This is a genomic window from Corynebacterium sp. (assembly GCF_030532195.1).
Classification (GTDB): Bacteria; Actinomycetota; Actinomycetes; order Mycobacteriales; family Mycobacteriaceae; genus Corynebacterium.
Map to the genome: position 1 here is coordinate 270056 of NZ_JAUNLP010000002.1, position 15834 is coordinate 285889.

Consider the following 15834-nt stretch of genomic DNA (forward strand, 5'->3'; position numbering starts at 1 on the left):
ATTAATCAAACTGTCCTTGCAGGACGGCTGCCACGTCCAGTGGAGTGATATGCGTTGCCTGGTGGCGGTGCCTAGATGCTGCCATCAGAGTGTTGTCGCAGGTATGACGAATACCTAGCAGGTGACCGAACTCGTGCGCCAGCGTTCTGCGAATGGCATCTGGGTAGTCTGCAGAAGCGATGAAGACCACCATGTCCTTGCGTGGAACCGATGCGGCTGCCAGAGTCTGCGAGTTCGGATCCGGGGCGTAGCGAACAGTCACGGTGTCGTCATCGGCATCGGCCTTGCTGACTTCCCGCAGCACAACTTTGCCATCCAGAGCCTTATTCCACTCCTTAGCGGCGGTTTCCAACTGATCGCGATACGGGAAATTTGGCTCGACGACGTAGTCCAGCGTGCCATCGACAATGTAGGACGGCATTTCATCGTAGGTGTGGAGGATGCTCGGATCCTCCACCGGCTTACCTGCGTTTGCTGCGCTGACCATTGCCTTACAGGTGGAATTGTCAATCATCGGTTTGCCATCGCCACCAATGGCGTAGGCGGTAGGACCCGAAAGAAGTGATCCAGCAAGGACAATGGCGGCAAGCGATTTGGTAAAACGCATAAGGCAGTATCCGGCTTTCTTTTGAGTTACTGTCAGGTTCCCAGTTGAGGAATTCGTGACAGATTGTTGAATTGTGACAACCGGAATCTTAGCACCGGCTAGACTACGCGCAACGGATTCTGGCGGACTTTTGACGGTGTTACTTAACGCAACCGTAGGTGACCTTGGCGTATGCAAAACTTCTGCGCAAACAAAAAGTCCGTCCAGCCTCTTTACAAAGAAACCGGACGGACTTTTGACTGTGCGGCGAGAGGGTTTCGAACCCCCGACCGCTGGTGTGTAAAACCAGAGCTCTACCGCTGAGCTATCGCCGCGCTGCTGCGAAACTTTAACACACGAGAATCACAGACCGCCAATTTCGCACCATACAGGGCGAAAATTGCCCCTTTGCACTCTGGCTTTGACGTGAAAAGTTAGATACCACTAACCAGTATTAGCTGCTGCGCTGAACCAGGCAGTTACCCTGCCAGTCCCCCAACCGCAGTGCCGAGGTATTGGAAAAGCCAGCCAGCTGAGCCGACTCATCCACCACGCCCGGATCAATAGCACCCGGACGACCAGCGCCCGGAGTCAGCAGCCACACGCGGCCTTCATCCTCGAGTGGACGGGAAGCGTCTACAAGACCGTCAACCAAATCGCCGTCTTCTTCGCGCCACCACAACAAAACGACGTCAACAACCTCGTCCGTGTCCTCATCAAGCAAATCAGCGTCCAGGAAATTTTCTACGGACTCACTGATTTCAGAGTCACAGTCCGTATCCCAGCCAACTTCCTGTACAAGCTGACCTTCCTTGATGCCGAGCCTGCTCGCATAGTCACGAACAGCGCCTGTGGCGTTGACCACTTCCCTTTTCCTCCTTCAACAGATTTTCAGCTCGAGATTTCAAGCTATCTCGTGGAATTTTACCGCCCAAATACATTTTGCACAGCACGTAAGAAAGAAAATTCCCCAAAAAGGTGCAGTTTTCACTGCAACCGTCGTAAAGCCGAAGGAGCAAACAGGGCGCAAATGGAGTCGAGTAATCTGCACGGGCACAATGCGTAATTGAGAAGTAGACTGGAAAGATATAACTCTGCCTTTCCTCAGTACCGAAAGGAGCTCACAATGTCAGGTACGCCAAAAGCCCACTCTGATGAGTCGAACTTCGCACTTATTCGCGATGGTGTCGCCTCTTATCTCCAGGATGCAGATCCAGAAGAAACCCGTGAGTGGCTAGAGTCTCTCGACGGACTGCTGGAAGAGGCTGGCCCGGAACGCGCCCGCTTCCTCATGCTACGTCTGCTGGAGCGTGCTACTGCAAAGCGCGTTGCACTGCCGCCGCTTACTTCGACCGACCATGTCAACACCATTCCTACTGAGATGGAACCCGAATTTCCGGGTGATGAGGACATTGAGCGCCGCTACCGCAAGTGGATGCGCTGGAATGCCGCCATCATGGTGCACCGAGCGCAGCGCCCCGGCATCGGCGTCGGTGGCCATATTTCTACTTACGCCAGTGCAGCTCCGCTCTATGAAGTCGGCTTCAACCACTTCTTCCGAGGCAAGGACCACCCAGGCGGCGGCGACCACATTTTCTTCCAGGGGCACGCATCGCCGGGCATGTACGCTCGTGCATTCCTCGAAGGCCGCCTTACTGAGGAGGACCTGGATGGCTTCCGCCAGGAAGTCTCCCGCGGTGAAGGTAAGGGTCTTCCCTCCTACCCGCACCCGCACGGTATGCCTGACTTCTGGGAATTCCCGACAGTCTCCATGGGCCTTGGCCCGCTTAATGCCATCTACCAGGCACGCTTTAACCGCTACCTGCATGACCGCGGTATTAAGGACACCTCGCAGCAGCACGTCTGGGCATTCCTCGGCGACGGCGAGATGGATGAGCCGGAGTCGCGCGGCGCCATTCAGCAGGCTGCGCTGAATAACCTGGACAACCTGACTTTTGTCATTAACTGCAACCTGCAGCGCCTCGACGGCCCGGTGCGCGGTAACACCCAGATTATCCAGGAGCTGGAGTCGTTCTTCCGCGGTGCCGGCTGGAACGTCATCAAGGTCATTTGGGGCCGCGAGTGGGACGAGCTGTTCGAAAAGGATAAGGACGGTGCGCTGGTCAACCTAATGAATGAGTTCAGCGATGGTGACTACCAGACGCTGAAGGCTAACGACGGCGCATGGGTCCGAGAGCACTTCTTCGGTCGCGATCCACGCACTGCCAAGCTGGTTGAGGACATGACCGATGAGGAGATTTGGAATCTCCGCCGCGGCGGTCACGACTACCGCAAGATTTACGCTGCCTACAAGAAGGCCCTGGAGACCAAGGATCAGCCGACGGTCATTCTGGCGCACACCATTAAGGGCTACGGTCTTGGCCACAACTTCGAGGGCCGCAATGCAACGCACCAGATGAAGAAGCTGACACTGGATGATCTAAAGCTCTTCCGCGACAAGCAGAACATTCCAATTTCCGATGAGGAACTGGAGAAGGATCCATACCTGCCGCCGTACTACAACCCCGGCCCGGAGTCGGAGGAAATCAAGTACATGCTTGAGCGCCGCAAGGAGCTCGGTGGCTTCCTGCCAGAGCGCCGCTCGACCTATGAGCCGCTGAAGGTGCCTGCAGCAACCGAGCTCAAGGGCATGCTCAAGGGCTCTGGAAAGCAGAAGGTCGCCACCACTATGGCGACGGTGCGTGTGTTCAAGGAGCTCATGCGCAACAAGGATCTGAAGGACCGCTTCGTCCCAATCGTGCCGGATGAGGCACGTACCTTCGGTATGGACTCCTGGTTCCCGACTCTGAAGATTTACAACCCGCACGGTCAGCACTACACCCCGGTCGACCATGAGCTGATGCTGTCCTACAAGGAGGCCAAGGACGGCCAGATTCTCCACGAGGGCATCACCGAGGCCGGCTCGATGGGTTCCTTCACCGCTGTCGGTTCGGCATACGCCACCCACGGTGTGGCCATGATTCCGCTGTACATCTTCTACTCGATGTTTGGTTTCCAGCGCACCGGTGACTCCATGTGGGCTGCCGGCGACCAGATGTCCCGCGGCTTCCTGCTGGGCGCCACCGCCGGTCGCACGACACTGACCGGCGAGGGTCTGCAGCATATGGATGGCCACTCCCCACTGCTGGCGGCTACTAATCCGTCGACCATCTCCTTTGACCCGGCGTTTGCCTACGAGCTGGCGTACATCATCTGCGACGGCATCGACCGCATGTACGGTCCGGAGCGCGGCGAAGATGTCATGTACTACCTGACCATCTACAACGAGCCGACTCCACAGCCGGCTGCACCGGAGGACCTCGACGTTGAGGGCCTGCTGGCAGGTATTTACCGCTACCGCAAGGCAGAGGGCGACAAGCACGTCAACCTCATGGCATCCGGCATTGGCATGCAGGAAGCATTGCGTGCAGCGGAGATCCTGGAAGACTACGGTGTCGCATCCTCGATTTACTCTGTCACGTCGTGGAATGAGCTCGCTCGTGATGGCCACAAGCGCGATACCGAGCGTCTGCACAACCCGACCGCCGAGGTGGAAGACGCATTTGTCACTCGCCAGCTGGCTGACACCGATGGCCCATTCATCGCTGTCTCTGACTTCCAGCGCGCAATTCCGGAGCAGATTCGCAAGTGGGTTCCGGGCGACTACACCGTGCTGGGTACCGACGGCTACGGCTTTTCGGATACTCGCGCTGCTGCTCGCCGCTTCTTTAACTCCGATGCAGAATCTGTGGTTGTAGCTGCGCTGGCTGCACTGGCACGCGAGGGCAAAATTGACGCAGAGGTTGCGCAGGAGGCAGCCGACGAGCTGCAGATTACTGATCCGACCGCAACAGTCGAGGAAGATTAGTAAATGACCTCTAGTCTTGGAGATCAGCTAAGCGCTCTACTGGGCGCTCAGGCTGGCGATGGCGACAAGGCGGCCGATGCCAATGCCGCAGCCGCCGGGGCAGCCGGCAAGGGCGATGCCGCCGAGAACCTACCCGACGGTGTCCACGGCGAGGTCACGGCCATTGTGAAAAAGATGGCGGGCGACGAGGTACCGTCTCTCGAACTGTCCACCCCGCTGGCTAGTTACGGCTTTGACCGCCTCAGCGTGGTGGAGCTGGCAGTTCGCTGCGAGGAGGAAACCGGCGTCCGCATCGAGGATGAGGACATCCCCTCGTTTAAAACTCTTGGCGATGTCGTCGACTACATCGCCGCGCGACGCGACTGACGTGGGTAGAGCTGCAGCACATCAGCTGCCTCTGCCCCACTAGCACTATTGTCACCGACTGCGTCATCGCTGGCGTCGATGTTGTAATCTGCGGCGTCGAAACCAGCGGTGACCAATCGCATAGGCTCTAGCACGCGATCCCAGGGACCACCCACGGCAGCGTCCAATTCCTCGGCAATAGCGTTGCCATTTCCGCTGCTACGCGCCATGATTGCGCGCAGCGCATCCTCATTGACGACGATATTTCCGGCAGCATCTGTCTGTCCGGCAAAAGTTCCCAGTTCGGGGACATGGCAATACCGCATGCCGTCAATGGCGCGGCCAGATGCATCTACGGCCGGATCTTGAGCCAGCTCGAAAAACAGATGCGGCCACCGCCCCAGATCGTCGACAAGCGTGCCGACGGTCCCTGCTTCAGCAATGAACGGAACCTCGGCGCACAGCGTCGCGTCGTGGCCAGTCGCACGCCAGATTTCCCGGCCTGGCTTAGTGCCATCGGGCATGCTTAGTCGGGCCAGCGCCCACGTGATGTGTGGTTGCAGCGGCCCTGGCATGCTGTGAATCCACAGCACACCTGTAATTTGGGTGCGCATAAGCGAAGGTCCTCGGAAAAATTGTTGCGGTCAGTTGGTGTAAGACGAGATTCGTCTTCCCCTACGAACTCATCCAACGACTCTTGCCACATTGCGCATTTGCTCTGCGGTGAAACAACACTTCTGAGGTTTGCGTTGCACGTGTTTACGATTGTTATTTGTGTGAACCCGTGCTGGCAACCCTCAAGTAGTGCTTAATCCCCCAGATGTGATTTAGCTGCTCTTAGGCGTTTTCAGCCAAATACTAGTCTGCGTGCTCGGCCAATTCGCGCCACAGCGCATCGTTGAAATCGGTCCACAGTGGCTTGGCCCAATCACCAAAAGCACGGTCTGTCAGGGCAATTGCTGCGCGTCCAGTTGGACGATGCAGCCAGACAAACGTGCCTGCCTGACCAAAGTGCCCCGCGACATCCTCGGGCATCGAGGCACCAAACCACAGTCCCTGCTTGGAATCAGGCTTCCCAAAAATTTCAAAGCCAAGCCCCCAATCGGCAGGGCGCTGCATGCCATAGCCCGGCACTACGCCATCCAGCCCTGGGAACTGCACGGTGAAGGCTTCATCGACCGACTCCGGATGCAGGATGGTCGGAGCCAGGACTTCATCAACAAACGCCATCAGATCATCGACGCTGCTGCGCGCCCCGTGACCAGCCGAACCATCCAACACCGAACTGGCCATGCCAAGCGGCTGAAACACCGCCTGATCAAGGTATTCACTAAACGGCATCTCCGCCTCTGCGGCAATGGCATCGGCAATGATGTCAAAGCCAGCAGATGAGTAGATACGCCGCTTTCCCGGTTCACGCTCGAGCTCACGGCTATCAAATCCCACGCCGCCCGCGTGCGCGAGCAGGTGGCGAACCGTCGCGCCACCACCCGGAGGCGTCAGCTCTTGATCCAGCTCAACAGCGCCCTCCTCCACAGCCACCAGCATGCCGACTGCAGCCAGCAGCTTAGTCACACTGGCCAATTCAAAAATGCGACTGCTATCACCGTGGGTGTGCCAGCTGCCATCGTCGGCACGCACGGCAGCCGCGACGGTGTCGACGGGCCAGTCAGAAACTTGCGCAAGTGTAGAGGGGGACCAGGAAGAACTCATGCCCCCCAGACTACGCAAGCGACGTGGCTTCAGCAGGCTCTCCGGACTTCTCCTCCGCTGGCGCGAGGTCGGCGTTAGCACTGACATCCCACTCGTCCTTGTCCCAAATGCCGGCGCGCTTTGCGACGACCAACGGGACCACAGCCTGGCCGGTGACATTGACGGCCGTACGGCCCATATCCACAATCGGCTCCACTGCCAGCAGGAGGCCCACACCGGCGAGTGGCAGTCCCAGCGTCGACAGCGTCAAAGTCAACATCACCGTCGCACCTGTGGTGCCAGCCGTTGCGGCCGAGCCAATGACAGAGACGAAGATAATGAGCAGGTAGTCAGTGAAATCCAGTGGCACGCCGTAGAACTGCGACACGAAAATAGCGGCGATAGCTGGGTATATGGCAGCGCAACCGTCCATCTTCGTCGTCGCGCCCAGTGGCACGGCGAAAGAGGCGTACTCATCCGGCACCGCTAGACGACGGGACACTACTCGCTCGGTAACTGGCATGACGCCCATGGACGAACGGGAGACAAAGCCCAAGGAGGTGACCGGCCAGACGCGGCGGAAGAAGTCCATCGGGCTGATGCCGTGAGCCTTCAGAACAATTGGGTAGACCACTGCGATGACCAGGAAAAGACCGACGTAGATGGCAATGGCGAACTTGCCCAGACTGCCGAGGGCTTCCCAGCCGTATTCTGCGACAGCGTGGCCAATCAGCGCAGCGGTACCAATTGGCGCCAGGCGAATGACCCACCACAGCACCTTCTGGACGATAGTCAACAGCGAGCCACAGAATTCAATAAATGGCTCGGCCTTGGAGCCAACCTTGACGGCGGCGATACCAAACACGATGGCAATGACCAGCAACTGCAGGACGTTGAAGTTCAACGCCGCATCGGTGACACCGTCGGTCTCACTGACCTTGACCCCCAGGCCCAGGAAGTTTTCCGGGACAATGCCCTGGATAAAGGCCCACCACGAGCCCACGGTATCCGGCTCTGCCGCCGCCGAGGCGTCAACTCCCGAGTTCACACCGGGCTTGATGACCAGCCCCAGCACAATGCCAATAACCACTGATGCAAAAGCGGTAATTGCAAACCAGATCAGCGTGGAAATGGCGAGCTTGGCAGCACCTGCAACTTTACGCAGGTTAGCAATTGAGACCACCACAGCGGTGACCACCAGCGGCGGGATAAGCAGCTTCAGCAGAGTGACGTAGGTACTGCCGACCTCGTCCAAAACAGTGCGGAACGTGGAGTCCTCGCCCGTATTGCGGGCCATAAAGCCAAGAATCAGACCAACGATGAGGCCGTAGACGACTTGGGCACCAAAACCGGTCGCCCATTTGAATTTATTCACTTTTCCTCCTGCGATTCATGCAGTTATTCCTGCAATTTTGTTTTCGTTACACACGTGCGGCGCGGTCACACCTGCGCGCCTGGGCGTATTGATGCCACAGAGTGGTTACAGACAGGAGGAACTGAAAATTCGGCCGTAATCAAGCCAACGTCGCTTTGTGAGCATCTTCATGTTGGTCAATCTTCTAACTAGTAAGTCCGGGTAATAGACAGATGTTAAGACTGCCACGGTTGGTGTTGTGACACCAATTTCCAACACGTGCACTCAGAGTTATATTCCGAATTCTTAGTTCGTTTTATTCTCGTTTTATTCGGAGCCCTCTTTTTCAGCCTTCCGGCGTAGCTGCAGCACTTTCAAGGAGCCCAGGAAACCAACCGCCAGTGCCGCGACTGCGGAGTACAGCGCGGTTTGGGTCGCATGGGCAAAGGCATTGGTCAGTGGCCCCAGGACATCATCCGGCGCGCCCTGCTGACGCAGCCCAACCAGCATCGAACCTGCAGACTCCTTCAGCCCCTGCCCCAACCGACTGAGCTCCGGCGGGAGTTTCCCAATTTCGCGGTCGAGCCCAATTGTCAGCGCCATACCGCCAAGTGCAGCACCAAGCGCCGACCCCACCTGACGAATCGTCGACTGTGTTGCTGATGCCTGACCGGATAGTCGCACAGGAATGTCCCCCAAGACCAGCGAAGTCAACTGCGCCGAAGCCAGGCCAAGCCCCAGACCGTAGACAATCAACGCGAACACTACAAGCCACAGCGGCAAGTCAACGCGCTCCTCTGCCGCCAGCTGCAACGAGCCGAATACTTCCAGGCCAAGGCCCAAAATAACCACACCGGCCGGCGTGATCCAGGCAGCCAGATGACGCGCCATCGCACCGGCGAAAAACGCGCCGAGGGCCATTGCTGCCAGGACGAGGCCCGTCGCAATCGTCGACAAGCCAATCGCCGAGACGAGATAGAGCGGTAGCACGAAAACCAGCGCGAACTCACCGACTGCGACGAGCATTGCCGTCGTATTTCCCCAGCTAAACGTCGCGTACGAGAACATTGAAACATCGAGCAACGCCGGATCTTGCACCCGGCGCCGACGGTTCTCCCACAGCACGAAGGCGACGAGCACCACGGCTCCAATTACCAGCGTGACGACGGGCACGGAGGGAAAGACAAAACCAATCTTGGCACCCTGGATGATGCCGTAAACCACGGCACCGAATCCGATTGCGGACAAGATGAGACCGAGGACATCAAAGCCCTCCTCATCGATATCGCCGGAGGTATTGGGAACCCAGCGCAGTGCAAGGATGAATAGCACGACCGCAATCGGCACATTGACCCAGAAAATTGCTGGCCAACCTGCGTATTCAGTAAGAACACCGCCAAGCAGCGGGCCGACTGCAGCAGCACCTGACATAACCGCGCCCCAAATGCCGAAGGCTGCAGCGCGGTCCTTGCCACGAAAGAGTGCATTGACGCTAGACAGAGTGGACGGCAGAATGCACGCGCCACCGACACCTTGGATAATACGCGCGACCAGCAACGGCAGCAGCGCCGTGGATAGGGCCGCGACGATGGAGCCAAGGGTGAAAACCACGAGGCCAACAAGGAAAACTGTGCGGCGGCCAACGCGATCCCCGACCCTTCCCGCCGTGAGAAGGAGAGCTGCGAAGACCACCGAATAAATGGTGGTGATCCACTGTGCGCCGACGATGTCGAGGCCTAACTCAGAGATGATGGTCGGCAACGAAACGCCAACAATGGTGCCGTCGAGGACAATCATTCCGAGACCAATAGCAAGCACGAGCAGCCCCCACCAGCGCTGTGGTGAGGATGCAAACTCTGTAATCACTGTGCTTGCAGCGCTTTTCGCGCTGGATTCCGGGTTGCCTGTGGCACCCGTTGTCGGAGTTGTTGTCATAGCGCTGATTTTAAGAGCAACCCCGGATTGGCTCATCAACCAAAAGTCGTAACTTCTGAAGACTTTGGTCATGAGTGGAGTTGAATGCCTGGTGCCAAGCTTCGGTGCGGGCCTGGTGCCAAGCTTCGGTGCCGTTTTCCCCCCAGTGCGGGTTCGTTATCACTGCCAAGCGACCGATTGCTATGATGTTGCGAGGCCTTGAGCACTAACGTGCTTGCTGCATTTTTGCTGCAAAACTCACATTGTTCATGCCTTGCCCCTATAGCTCAGTCGGTTAGAGCAGAGGACTCATAATCCTTTTGTCGCAGGTTCGAGCCCTGCTGGGGGCACTAATCCCACTTTCCCGACATGCGGTTATAGCAGCTGGCGCACAGCGAAATGTACTTCGGCGCTTCCAGCTCCTCGATGTCCACGGTCTCGCCGTCGAGAATGATGCTGCCATCTGGATTCAGCCGGGCGGTAAAAATGGCCTTTTGACCACAGGTGCAAATGGTCTTGATTTCCTCAATGGTGTGGGCGACTTCGAGCAGTCGCTGAGAGCCGGGAAACGCGTGGGTGCGAAAATCGGTACGCAGGCCATAGCAGAGTACCGGAGTACCGCGAAGGGTAATGCCGAGCAGCTGATCGACCTGGTCAGGGGTGAGAAACTGTGCCTCATCGATGATTAGGCAGTCGTAGCCGTCGGCAAGCGTACTCAGGTCATCTTCCGGATGAATGAGATGTGCGCGCTCGGCAATGCCGATGCGGGAGTGCACGTCGCCTTCGGCGAGCGTGTCGATTACCGGTTTTGCAATCAACGGCCGCATATCGCGCTCGCGGTAGTTGTATGCGACGCGCAGGACCTCGATGGATTTTCCGCTGTTCATGGTGCCGTAGCGGAAGTACAGTTTTGCCATAGCCATCGATTCTAGGAGCCAATGGCCTGGCCTCGAAATGCGACTATGGCGGGCGCATGCGTGTTCAACGCATGCCACGGGCACAGATTTCGAATCCCGACTATTCTATAAATTTATGCAGGCACGTACTTCACTGAATGAGACTCCCACTGTTGTCGTTTGCGGCTCAATCCATCTAGATACGCTGGTCAAGGTCGATAGTGTGCCAGCAGACGGCGGAACTCTCATCGTTGATGACGGTACTGATTCTCTCGGCGGCAAGGGCGCAAACCAGGCTGTTGCCATCGCTTATGACGGCGTTCGTGCGGTCATGGCCGGCACGGTCGGTGAGGACCGCGCGGCTGATGTTGTGATAGAGGAGCTCACCGCGCACGGGGTGGATGTCCACTCCATCCGTACTTCCTGGGACATGCCCACTGGCAGCGCTTTTGTGGCGACGAATAAGAAGGGCCGCCCGGTTATCTTCGTCCAGCGCGGTGCCGATAAGCTGACGGATCCGACGGATTTCGTCGACGAATTCGCCACTGCGGATATCGTGCTGGCACAGGGTGAGCTACTCCCCCAGGCCACTGAAGCGATCGCTGCAGTCGCTTCCATGCACAACGCCCGTTTGGTGCTGAATCTCAGCCCGGTCACTGTCGCCACGCCAGCGCTGATTGACCACGCAGATCCGCTGATTGTGAACATGAAGGGCGCATGGGAGACGCTGCGTCGCCTCGACATCGCAGAAGGCATTCTCGCCACCGACTACCGCGCACAGATCGAGGCACTACTGCAGTACTGCCCGAGCGTCATCATGCTGCGCGGCGATCATGGCTGCCTCTACGCTGAGCACGCGACCGGCCTCGAAGATCAGCCGACGATTTACGAGCAGCCAGCGCTTACACTGCCAGAGGAAAAGGTTGTCGACGGCACCGGTTCTGGCGACGCGTTTGTCGGCACGCTCACCGCAGAGCTCGCAAAGGGGTCTTCGCTTGCCGACGCCGTCACCCTGGCCACCGCAGCGGGCGCTGCAGCCGTCCAGGCAATGGGTGCCTGCGCCGCCTTTGCCCCTCGTGCTCAGCTGCTGGAGATGATTGAGGACCCAGACTTCCCTGCCGCCCGCGAATTCAAGGGCTAATTAGCAGGTTACCCAGTTGCAACAACTGCACGGAGCTCGCTTGCCTTAGGCAATGCGGGCTCTACTGCTAGTTGCACCAAGTACCAGCTCATCGCTCGGCCAATTAGTGCCCAATAAGTCACGATGGCCCACAGATGAGTCGGGAAAAAGAAGATGGCAAGAGGCACGATAGCCATTGCCAATACCGCGAGCGCTGTGCGTGGCAGATGCCGGATGGCAAGGCCGGCTGCCGTAGCGAGAGTGCGGCCGAGCGGCATGTGATCGTCGTCAAGCGCGCACAGTGGAAAGAACCATGCGGTGATTCCAAGCAGAATCAGCGCGCCGGAGATGACGCCGGCGTTGAAAATCATGCCCGTGGTGCCGAGGTCGGCGCGAGAGATGACGTACAACTCGTAGCTGATGCCGCAGGTCAGAAGCAATAACAAGAGCCACCAGATAGTCGGCGTGCGCCAGTTGCGCGTCAGTGATTGGAAGTAGGTGCGGGTGGCGTTTGAGCCTTCGTCACGCACCATGTTGCGCGTGACCACTGCGCCTGTACGCGTGGCGATGCCACCTGTGAGAACAGGAAAAGACGTGGCAATCATCAAAATATTGATGATTACTAAATCCGCCAGCAACGACCACGCTGCATAGAACTTGGTATCTGTGCTGAAGAATTTATCCACGTCTTGTCATTCTCCTGTTTTGTTATGAGCTAAGCGTCTTAGCTGCGCCCCTTAGCCCTTGACAGCACCGGCAGCGACGCCTTCGATGATGTGCTTCTGCGTTGCAATGTAGAAAATCACGATTGGGATAATCGCGAGGACCAGCATTGCCATCATCGCGCCCATGTCGCGATTACCATTCGAGCCCACGAAGCTCTGAACGACAACCGGAATGGTCTTGTACTTGGTCGACAAACCGATGACCAGGTACGGCAGGAGGTAGTCGTTCCACACCCACATGGCATTGAGGATTGCCACGGTCACGGCAGTCGGTTTGAGCATTGGCAGCACGATGCGGAAGTAATTTTGCATCGGACTTGCGCCGTCAATCATGGCAGCTTCTTCAATATCAATGGGGATGGACTTGATGAAGCCGGCAAACATGAACACCGACAAACCTGAGCCGAAGCCGAGATACAGAACCACAATGCCGATTGGGTTATTCAGGTGCAGCATGTCGGCGATCTTGACCGTCGGGAACATGACCATCTGGAATGGGATGACCATGGAGAAGACGAACAGGTAGTACAGCAGCGATGTCCACCAGGTCTTCACTCGCGTGATGTAGTAGGCGGTCATTGCAGAGAAGAACACGATGGCTATGACGGAAAGAATGGTAATCACGAACGACCAGACGATTGCCCAGCCGAACCCTTCCTTCATAAGGCCAACGCGGTAGTTTTCAAAACCGACCCACATGTCCCCCAGCGGCAGCTGGAAGGGGTTGTCCGAAATGGCGAACTTGCTCTTAAAGGAGTTGAAGAGGATAAACGCGATGGGCCCCAAGAAAACAACAGTCAGGAAAACCAGGATGGCATAGATGATGCCCTTGGAAATGCCATGGACCTTTGCCTCATCCGACTTCTTTGCAGCCTTCGGGGCCTTAGTTGTCTGGGTAGCTTTAGCATCGACAGACATTTTTATGCCTCCACTTCCTTGTTGCGAGTCAGTCGCAACTGCAGCATCGCGATTACAACAACCACGACGACAAAGATGACTGCCTTAGCCTGGCCAACACCCTCGACACCGATGCGGTTGAACATAGTGTTGACGATGTTGAGGGCAACCATTTCCGTCTGCGAACCCGGCGCGCCATTGGTCAGAGCCAGGTTCTGGTCGAAGAGCTTGAAGGTGTTCGACAGCGTCAGGAACAGGCAGATGGTAATCGATGGCATCACCATTGGAATGGTCACGTGCCGCAGGATTTCCCAGCGACCAGCACCATCAATTTCAGCGGCCTCAATCAACTCCGGAGGCACATTTTGCAGACCGGCAATGTAGATAATCATCATGTAACCGACCAGCTGCCAGTTAATAAGGATGATCAAGCCGGCGTAACCAAACTTCCAGTCCGAAACAATGGTTGTGCCATAGTTTGCCAACACCGCATTAATCATGGACTGCCAGGTGTAACCCAGAACAATGCCACCGATGAGGTTTGGCATGAAGAACACGGTACGGAAGAAGTTTGTGCCCTTGAGCTTGCGCGTCAGAATCCACGCAATCCAGAAGGCAAACAAGTTAACCGTAATGATCGACACCACAACGACAAGAGCCGTGAAGCCGAAGGAGGCCACAAATCCTTCGCGCTCGCTAAAGGCTTGCTTGTAATTTTCAATGCCGACCCACTGAGCGTCCGTAATCGTAGTGAAACTGGTGAACGAGAGGAAAAAGCCCATTACGAACGGCACAAGAAACGCAATTGCGAATGCAATAAGCGTAGGCAGTACGAAAATTGGGAAATACTTTTTCAAGGTGGCTTGCATTTACAACACCGCTTTTCAAGCTAAAGGCGGGGCGTACCCCGACTAGACGCGTACCGAACCAGCAACTTTATGGCCTTGAACGCGGCCATCTATGGATGCGCCCCGCCTTGCTAATGGGTGCGACCGTGGAGATACCGTGGTCGCACTATGTAGTTACTTGGTGGGAGACTCCGCGGCCCAGCTGTCCGTGAAGGTCTTCACCACGTCGTCCCACTTCATCTTGCCGGAGGCGTACTGTGCCAAAGCGGCACCGAAATCATCCTTGAACTGCTGCGATGGGAAGTACTGGAAGTCCCACGGGATGGTGGCGACGTCCTTGTTCGCAATAGCTGCAGCAACTTCCTTTGCCAACGGGTCATTCGGGGTATCAGCATCGGTGAAGTTCTTGAACGGAGCGATGAAGTTGAGTTCTTCGACGACGTACTTCTTACCCTCATCCGTGTTGAACAGCCAGTTGATGAAGTCCTTCGTAGCCTTCTGCGATGCCTCAGAAGCCTTGGCGTTGACAGTCAGGTAGTTCTCCGTACCGACGGAAATACCAGTCTTGTCTTCATCCTTCAGCCCCATGTACATCGGCATAAACTTGATCTTGTCTTCCTTGACCACGTTGCCGGAGACTTCGCTGATCTGAGACCAGGCCCAGTTACCGTTCTGCACCATTGCGGCCTTGCCCTGTGCAAATTCGGCCATCGAATCAGAGACAGCCTTCGACGGTGCAAGAGTCTTTTCCACGGTGGAGTTGTTCAGGTACAGATCAAAGAGGTTCTTGAACTCCTTGTTGTACTTGAACTTCACATCTGGGGTTTCCTTGGTGCCCAGGTCTTCAAATTCGTAGTGAACCGGGCTATTCGCCAAGTGAGTCTGCCAGCGCCAATCCTCCCCGGAAGCAAGCGAGGTCGAAGCAAAGGTGCCGGTGATGCCCAGCTTGTCCTTCTTCGCCTGCATGTCTTCAGCAACTTCCTTGAGCTTGCCGAAGTCCTTGATTTCATCAACGCTCTTAGCCTTGGCGTCTGGCAGAGCGAAGTACTTGTCCATGATCTCTTCGTTGTAGATCAGGCCATAGCCCTCGACGGCGAATGGGACGCCGTAAATTTTGCCGTCTTCGCCCTTCAGCGGCTCAATATCCGGATTCAGGTTCTTGGCAATTTCTGTGTCCGACATATCAGCCATGTACTGCTGCCAGGTGCGCAGACCGGTTGGGCCGTTGACCTGGAACATCGTCGGCGCATCCTTCTTGCCAATCTCGGCCTTCAGGGTTTGCTCGTAGGAACCAGAGGCGGCAGTGACCACCTTGACGTTGACACCGGTCTTGTCTGTGTAGGCCTTTGCGATCTTCTGATAAGCCGCATCCTGTTCCGGCTTAAAGTTCAGGAAGTAGACACCGCCGTCAGCAGTAGCGTCATCGCTTGAGCAAGCAGCCAGACCAGTTGCCATCAAGAAACCTGCCGTGAGCAGAGCAGTTGTGCGCTTGAATTTCCTCACTATTTTCTCCCTTTACGAAGAAGGCAGACTCACCACACAACAATCCTTGCCAAGGTCAGTCTCGCCTCTATCGGATTGCCCATCGC

General features: G+C 56.8%; 14 protein-coding genes and 2 tRNA genes. 4 read left to right on the top strand and 12 right to left on the bottom strand.

The window, feature by feature from the left end; genetic code table 11:
• Position 1 precedes the first annotated feature (1 nt).
• The 3 genes from Q4E11_RS03980 to Q4E11_RS03990 all read right to left on the bottom strand — a co-directional run bounded on the left by Q4E11_RS03980 (position 2) and on the right by Q4E11_RS03990 (position 1451).
• Positions 2 to 607 (bottom strand): hypothetical protein, encoded by a 606-nt coding sequence (locus Q4E11_RS03980; protein ID WP_303163858.1) that lies wholly within the window; start codon positions 605 to 607, stop codon positions 2 to 4.
• Positions 608 to 849: 242 nt separating this feature from the next.
• Positions 850 to 921, bottom strand: a tRNA-Val gene (locus Q4E11_RS03985).
• A 119-nt stretch (positions 922 to 1040) separates the two neighbouring features.
• Entirely contained in the window at positions 1041 to 1451 is a 411-nt protein-coding gene (locus Q4E11_RS03990; protein ID WP_303163860.1) for a DUF3052 domain-containing protein, read from the bottom strand.
• Between the two features lie 261 nt (positions 1452 to 1712).
• Between Q4E11_RS03990 and aceE the strand changes: the two genes are divergently transcribed.
• Both aceE and Q4E11_RS04000 read left to right on the top strand, forming a co-directional pair.
• Positions 1713 to 4454 carry a pyruvate dehydrogenase (acetyl-transferring), homodimeric type gene (gene aceE / locus Q4E11_RS03995; protein WP_303163862.1) on the top strand — a complete coding sequence of 914 codons (2742 nt, stop codon included), beginning with the start codon at positions 1713 to 1715 and terminating at the stop codon, positions 4452 to 4454.
• 3 nt (positions 4455 to 4457) lie between these two features.
• Positions 4458 to 4820: an acyl carrier protein gene (locus Q4E11_RS04000; protein ID WP_303163863.1), complete on the top strand. Its 363-nt coding sequence runs from the start codon at positions 4458 to 4460 to the stop codon at positions 4818 to 4820.
• On the opposite strand, the gene Q4E11_RS04005 is transcribed toward Q4E11_RS04000, so the two are convergent.
• From Q4E11_RS04005 to Q4E11_RS04020, 4 genes are all read right to left on the bottom strand, one after another.
• Positions 4796 to 5413 carry a DUF3145 family protein gene (locus tag Q4E11_RS04005; RefSeq protein ID WP_303163865.1) on the bottom strand — a complete coding sequence of 206 codons (618 nt, stop codon included), beginning with the start codon at positions 5411 to 5413 and terminating at the stop codon, positions 4796 to 4798. The genes Q4E11_RS04000 and Q4E11_RS04005 overlap by 25 nt on opposite strands.
• Positions 5414 to 5657: 244 nt before the next feature.
• On the bottom strand, positions 5658 to 6512 hold the full coding sequence (locus Q4E11_RS04010) for a serine hydrolase (RefSeq protein WP_303163866.1): 855 nt from the start codon (positions 6510 to 6512) through the stop codon (positions 5658 to 5660).
• 10 nt (positions 6513 to 6522) lie between these two features.
• A complete protein-coding gene (locus Q4E11_RS04015) occupies positions 6523 to 7866 on the bottom strand; it encodes a dicarboxylate/amino acid:cation symporter (protein WP_303163867.1) in 1344 nt (447 codons plus the stop codon).
• A gap of 306 nt (positions 7867 to 8172) precedes the next feature.
• Entirely contained in the window at positions 8173 to 9780 is a 1608-nt protein-coding gene (locus Q4E11_RS04020; RefSeq protein WP_303163868.1) for a DHA2 family efflux MFS transporter permease subunit, read from the bottom strand.
• Between the two features lie 255 nt (positions 9781 to 10035).
• On the opposite strand from Q4E11_RS04020, the gene Q4E11_RS04025 reads away from it, so the two are divergent.
• A tRNA-Ile gene (locus Q4E11_RS04025) sits at positions 10036 to 10109 on the top strand.
• On the opposite strand, the gene Q4E11_RS04030 is transcribed toward Q4E11_RS04025, so the two are convergent.
• Complete coding sequence (locus Q4E11_RS04030) at positions 10110 to 10676, bottom strand: thymidine kinase (protein WP_303163869.1); 567 nt, start codon at positions 10674 to 10676, stop codon at positions 10110 to 10112.
• Positions 10677 to 10791: 115 nt separating this feature from the next.
• Here Q4E11_RS04030 and Q4E11_RS04035 point away from each other — a divergent pair, with 115 nt between their 5' ends.
• On the top strand, positions 10792 to 11796 hold the full coding sequence (locus tag Q4E11_RS04035) for a PfkB family carbohydrate kinase (protein ID WP_303163872.1): 1005 nt from the start codon (positions 10792 to 10794) through the stop codon (positions 11794 to 11796).
• An 8-nt stretch (positions 11797 to 11804) separates the two neighbouring features.
• Here Q4E11_RS04035 and Q4E11_RS04040 read toward each other — a convergent pair whose 3' ends face one another.
• The 4 genes from Q4E11_RS04040 to Q4E11_RS04055 all read right to left on the bottom strand — a co-directional run bounded on the left by Q4E11_RS04040 (position 11805) and on the right by Q4E11_RS04055 (position 15700).
• Positions 11805 to 12461, bottom strand: coding sequence for a DUF624 domain-containing protein (locus Q4E11_RS04040; RefSeq protein ID WP_303163873.1), 657 nt, complete (start codon positions 12459 to 12461; stop codon positions 11805 to 11807).
• 51 nt (positions 12462 to 12512) lie between these two features.
• Entirely contained in the window at positions 12513 to 13418 is a 906-nt protein-coding gene (locus Q4E11_RS04045) for a carbohydrate ABC transporter permease (protein ID WP_303163875.1), read from the bottom strand.
• Between the two features lie 2 nt (positions 13419 to 13420).
• Complete coding sequence (locus Q4E11_RS04050; RefSeq protein ID WP_303163878.1) at positions 13421 to 14266, bottom strand: carbohydrate ABC transporter permease; 846 nt, start codon at positions 14264 to 14266, stop codon at positions 13421 to 13423.
• A gap of 153 nt (positions 14267 to 14419) precedes the next feature.
• Positions 14420 to 15700, bottom strand: a complete 1281-nt coding sequence (locus tag Q4E11_RS04055) for an ABC transporter substrate-binding protein (RefSeq protein WP_368410409.1) — start codon at positions 15698 to 15700, stop codon at positions 14420 to 14422.
• Positions 15701 to 15834: the final 134 nt, after the last annotated feature.

Coding starts and splice junctions, on each gene's coding strand:
- Q4E11_RS03980 (WP_303163858.1), bottom strand. CDS start 607: ATGCGTTTTACCAAATCGCTTGCCGCCATTGTCCTTGCTGGATCACTT.
- aceE (WP_303163862.1), top strand. CDS start 1,713: ATGTCAGGTACGCCAAAAGCCCACTCTGATGAGTCGAACTTCGCACTT.
- Q4E11_RS04000 (WP_303163863.1), top strand. CDS start 4,458: ATGACCTCTAGTCTTGGAGATCAGCTAAGCGCTCTACTGGGCGCTCAG.
- Q4E11_RS04005 (WP_303163865.1), bottom strand. CDS start 5,413: ATGCGCACCCAAATTACAGGTGTGCTGTGGATTCACAGCATGCCAGGG.
- Q4E11_RS04010 (WP_303163866.1), bottom strand. CDS start 6,512: ATGAGTTCTTCCTGGTCCCCCTCTACACTTGCGCAAGTTTCTGACTGG.
- Q4E11_RS04020 (WP_303163868.1), bottom strand. CDS start 9,780: ATGACAACAACTCCGACAACGGGTGCCACAGGCAACCCGGAATCCAGC.
- Q4E11_RS04030 (WP_303163869.1), bottom strand. CDS start 10,676: ATGGCAAAACTGTACTTCCGCTACGGCACCATGAACAGCGGAAAATCC.
- Q4E11_RS04035 (WP_303163872.1), top strand. CDS start 10,792: ATGCAGGCACGTACTTCACTGAATGAGACTCCCACTGTTGTCGTTTGC.
- Q4E11_RS04045 (WP_303163875.1), bottom strand. CDS start 13,418: ATGTCTGTCGATGCTAAAGCTACCCAGACAACTAAGGCCCCGAAGGCT.
- Q4E11_RS04050 (WP_303163878.1), bottom strand. CDS start 14,266: ATGCAAGCCACCTTGAAAAAGTATTTCCCAATTTTCGTACTGCCTACG.
- Q4E11_RS04055 (WP_368410409.1), bottom strand. CDS start 15,700: ATGGCAACTGGTCTGGCTGCTTGCTCAAGCGATGACGCTACTGCTGAC.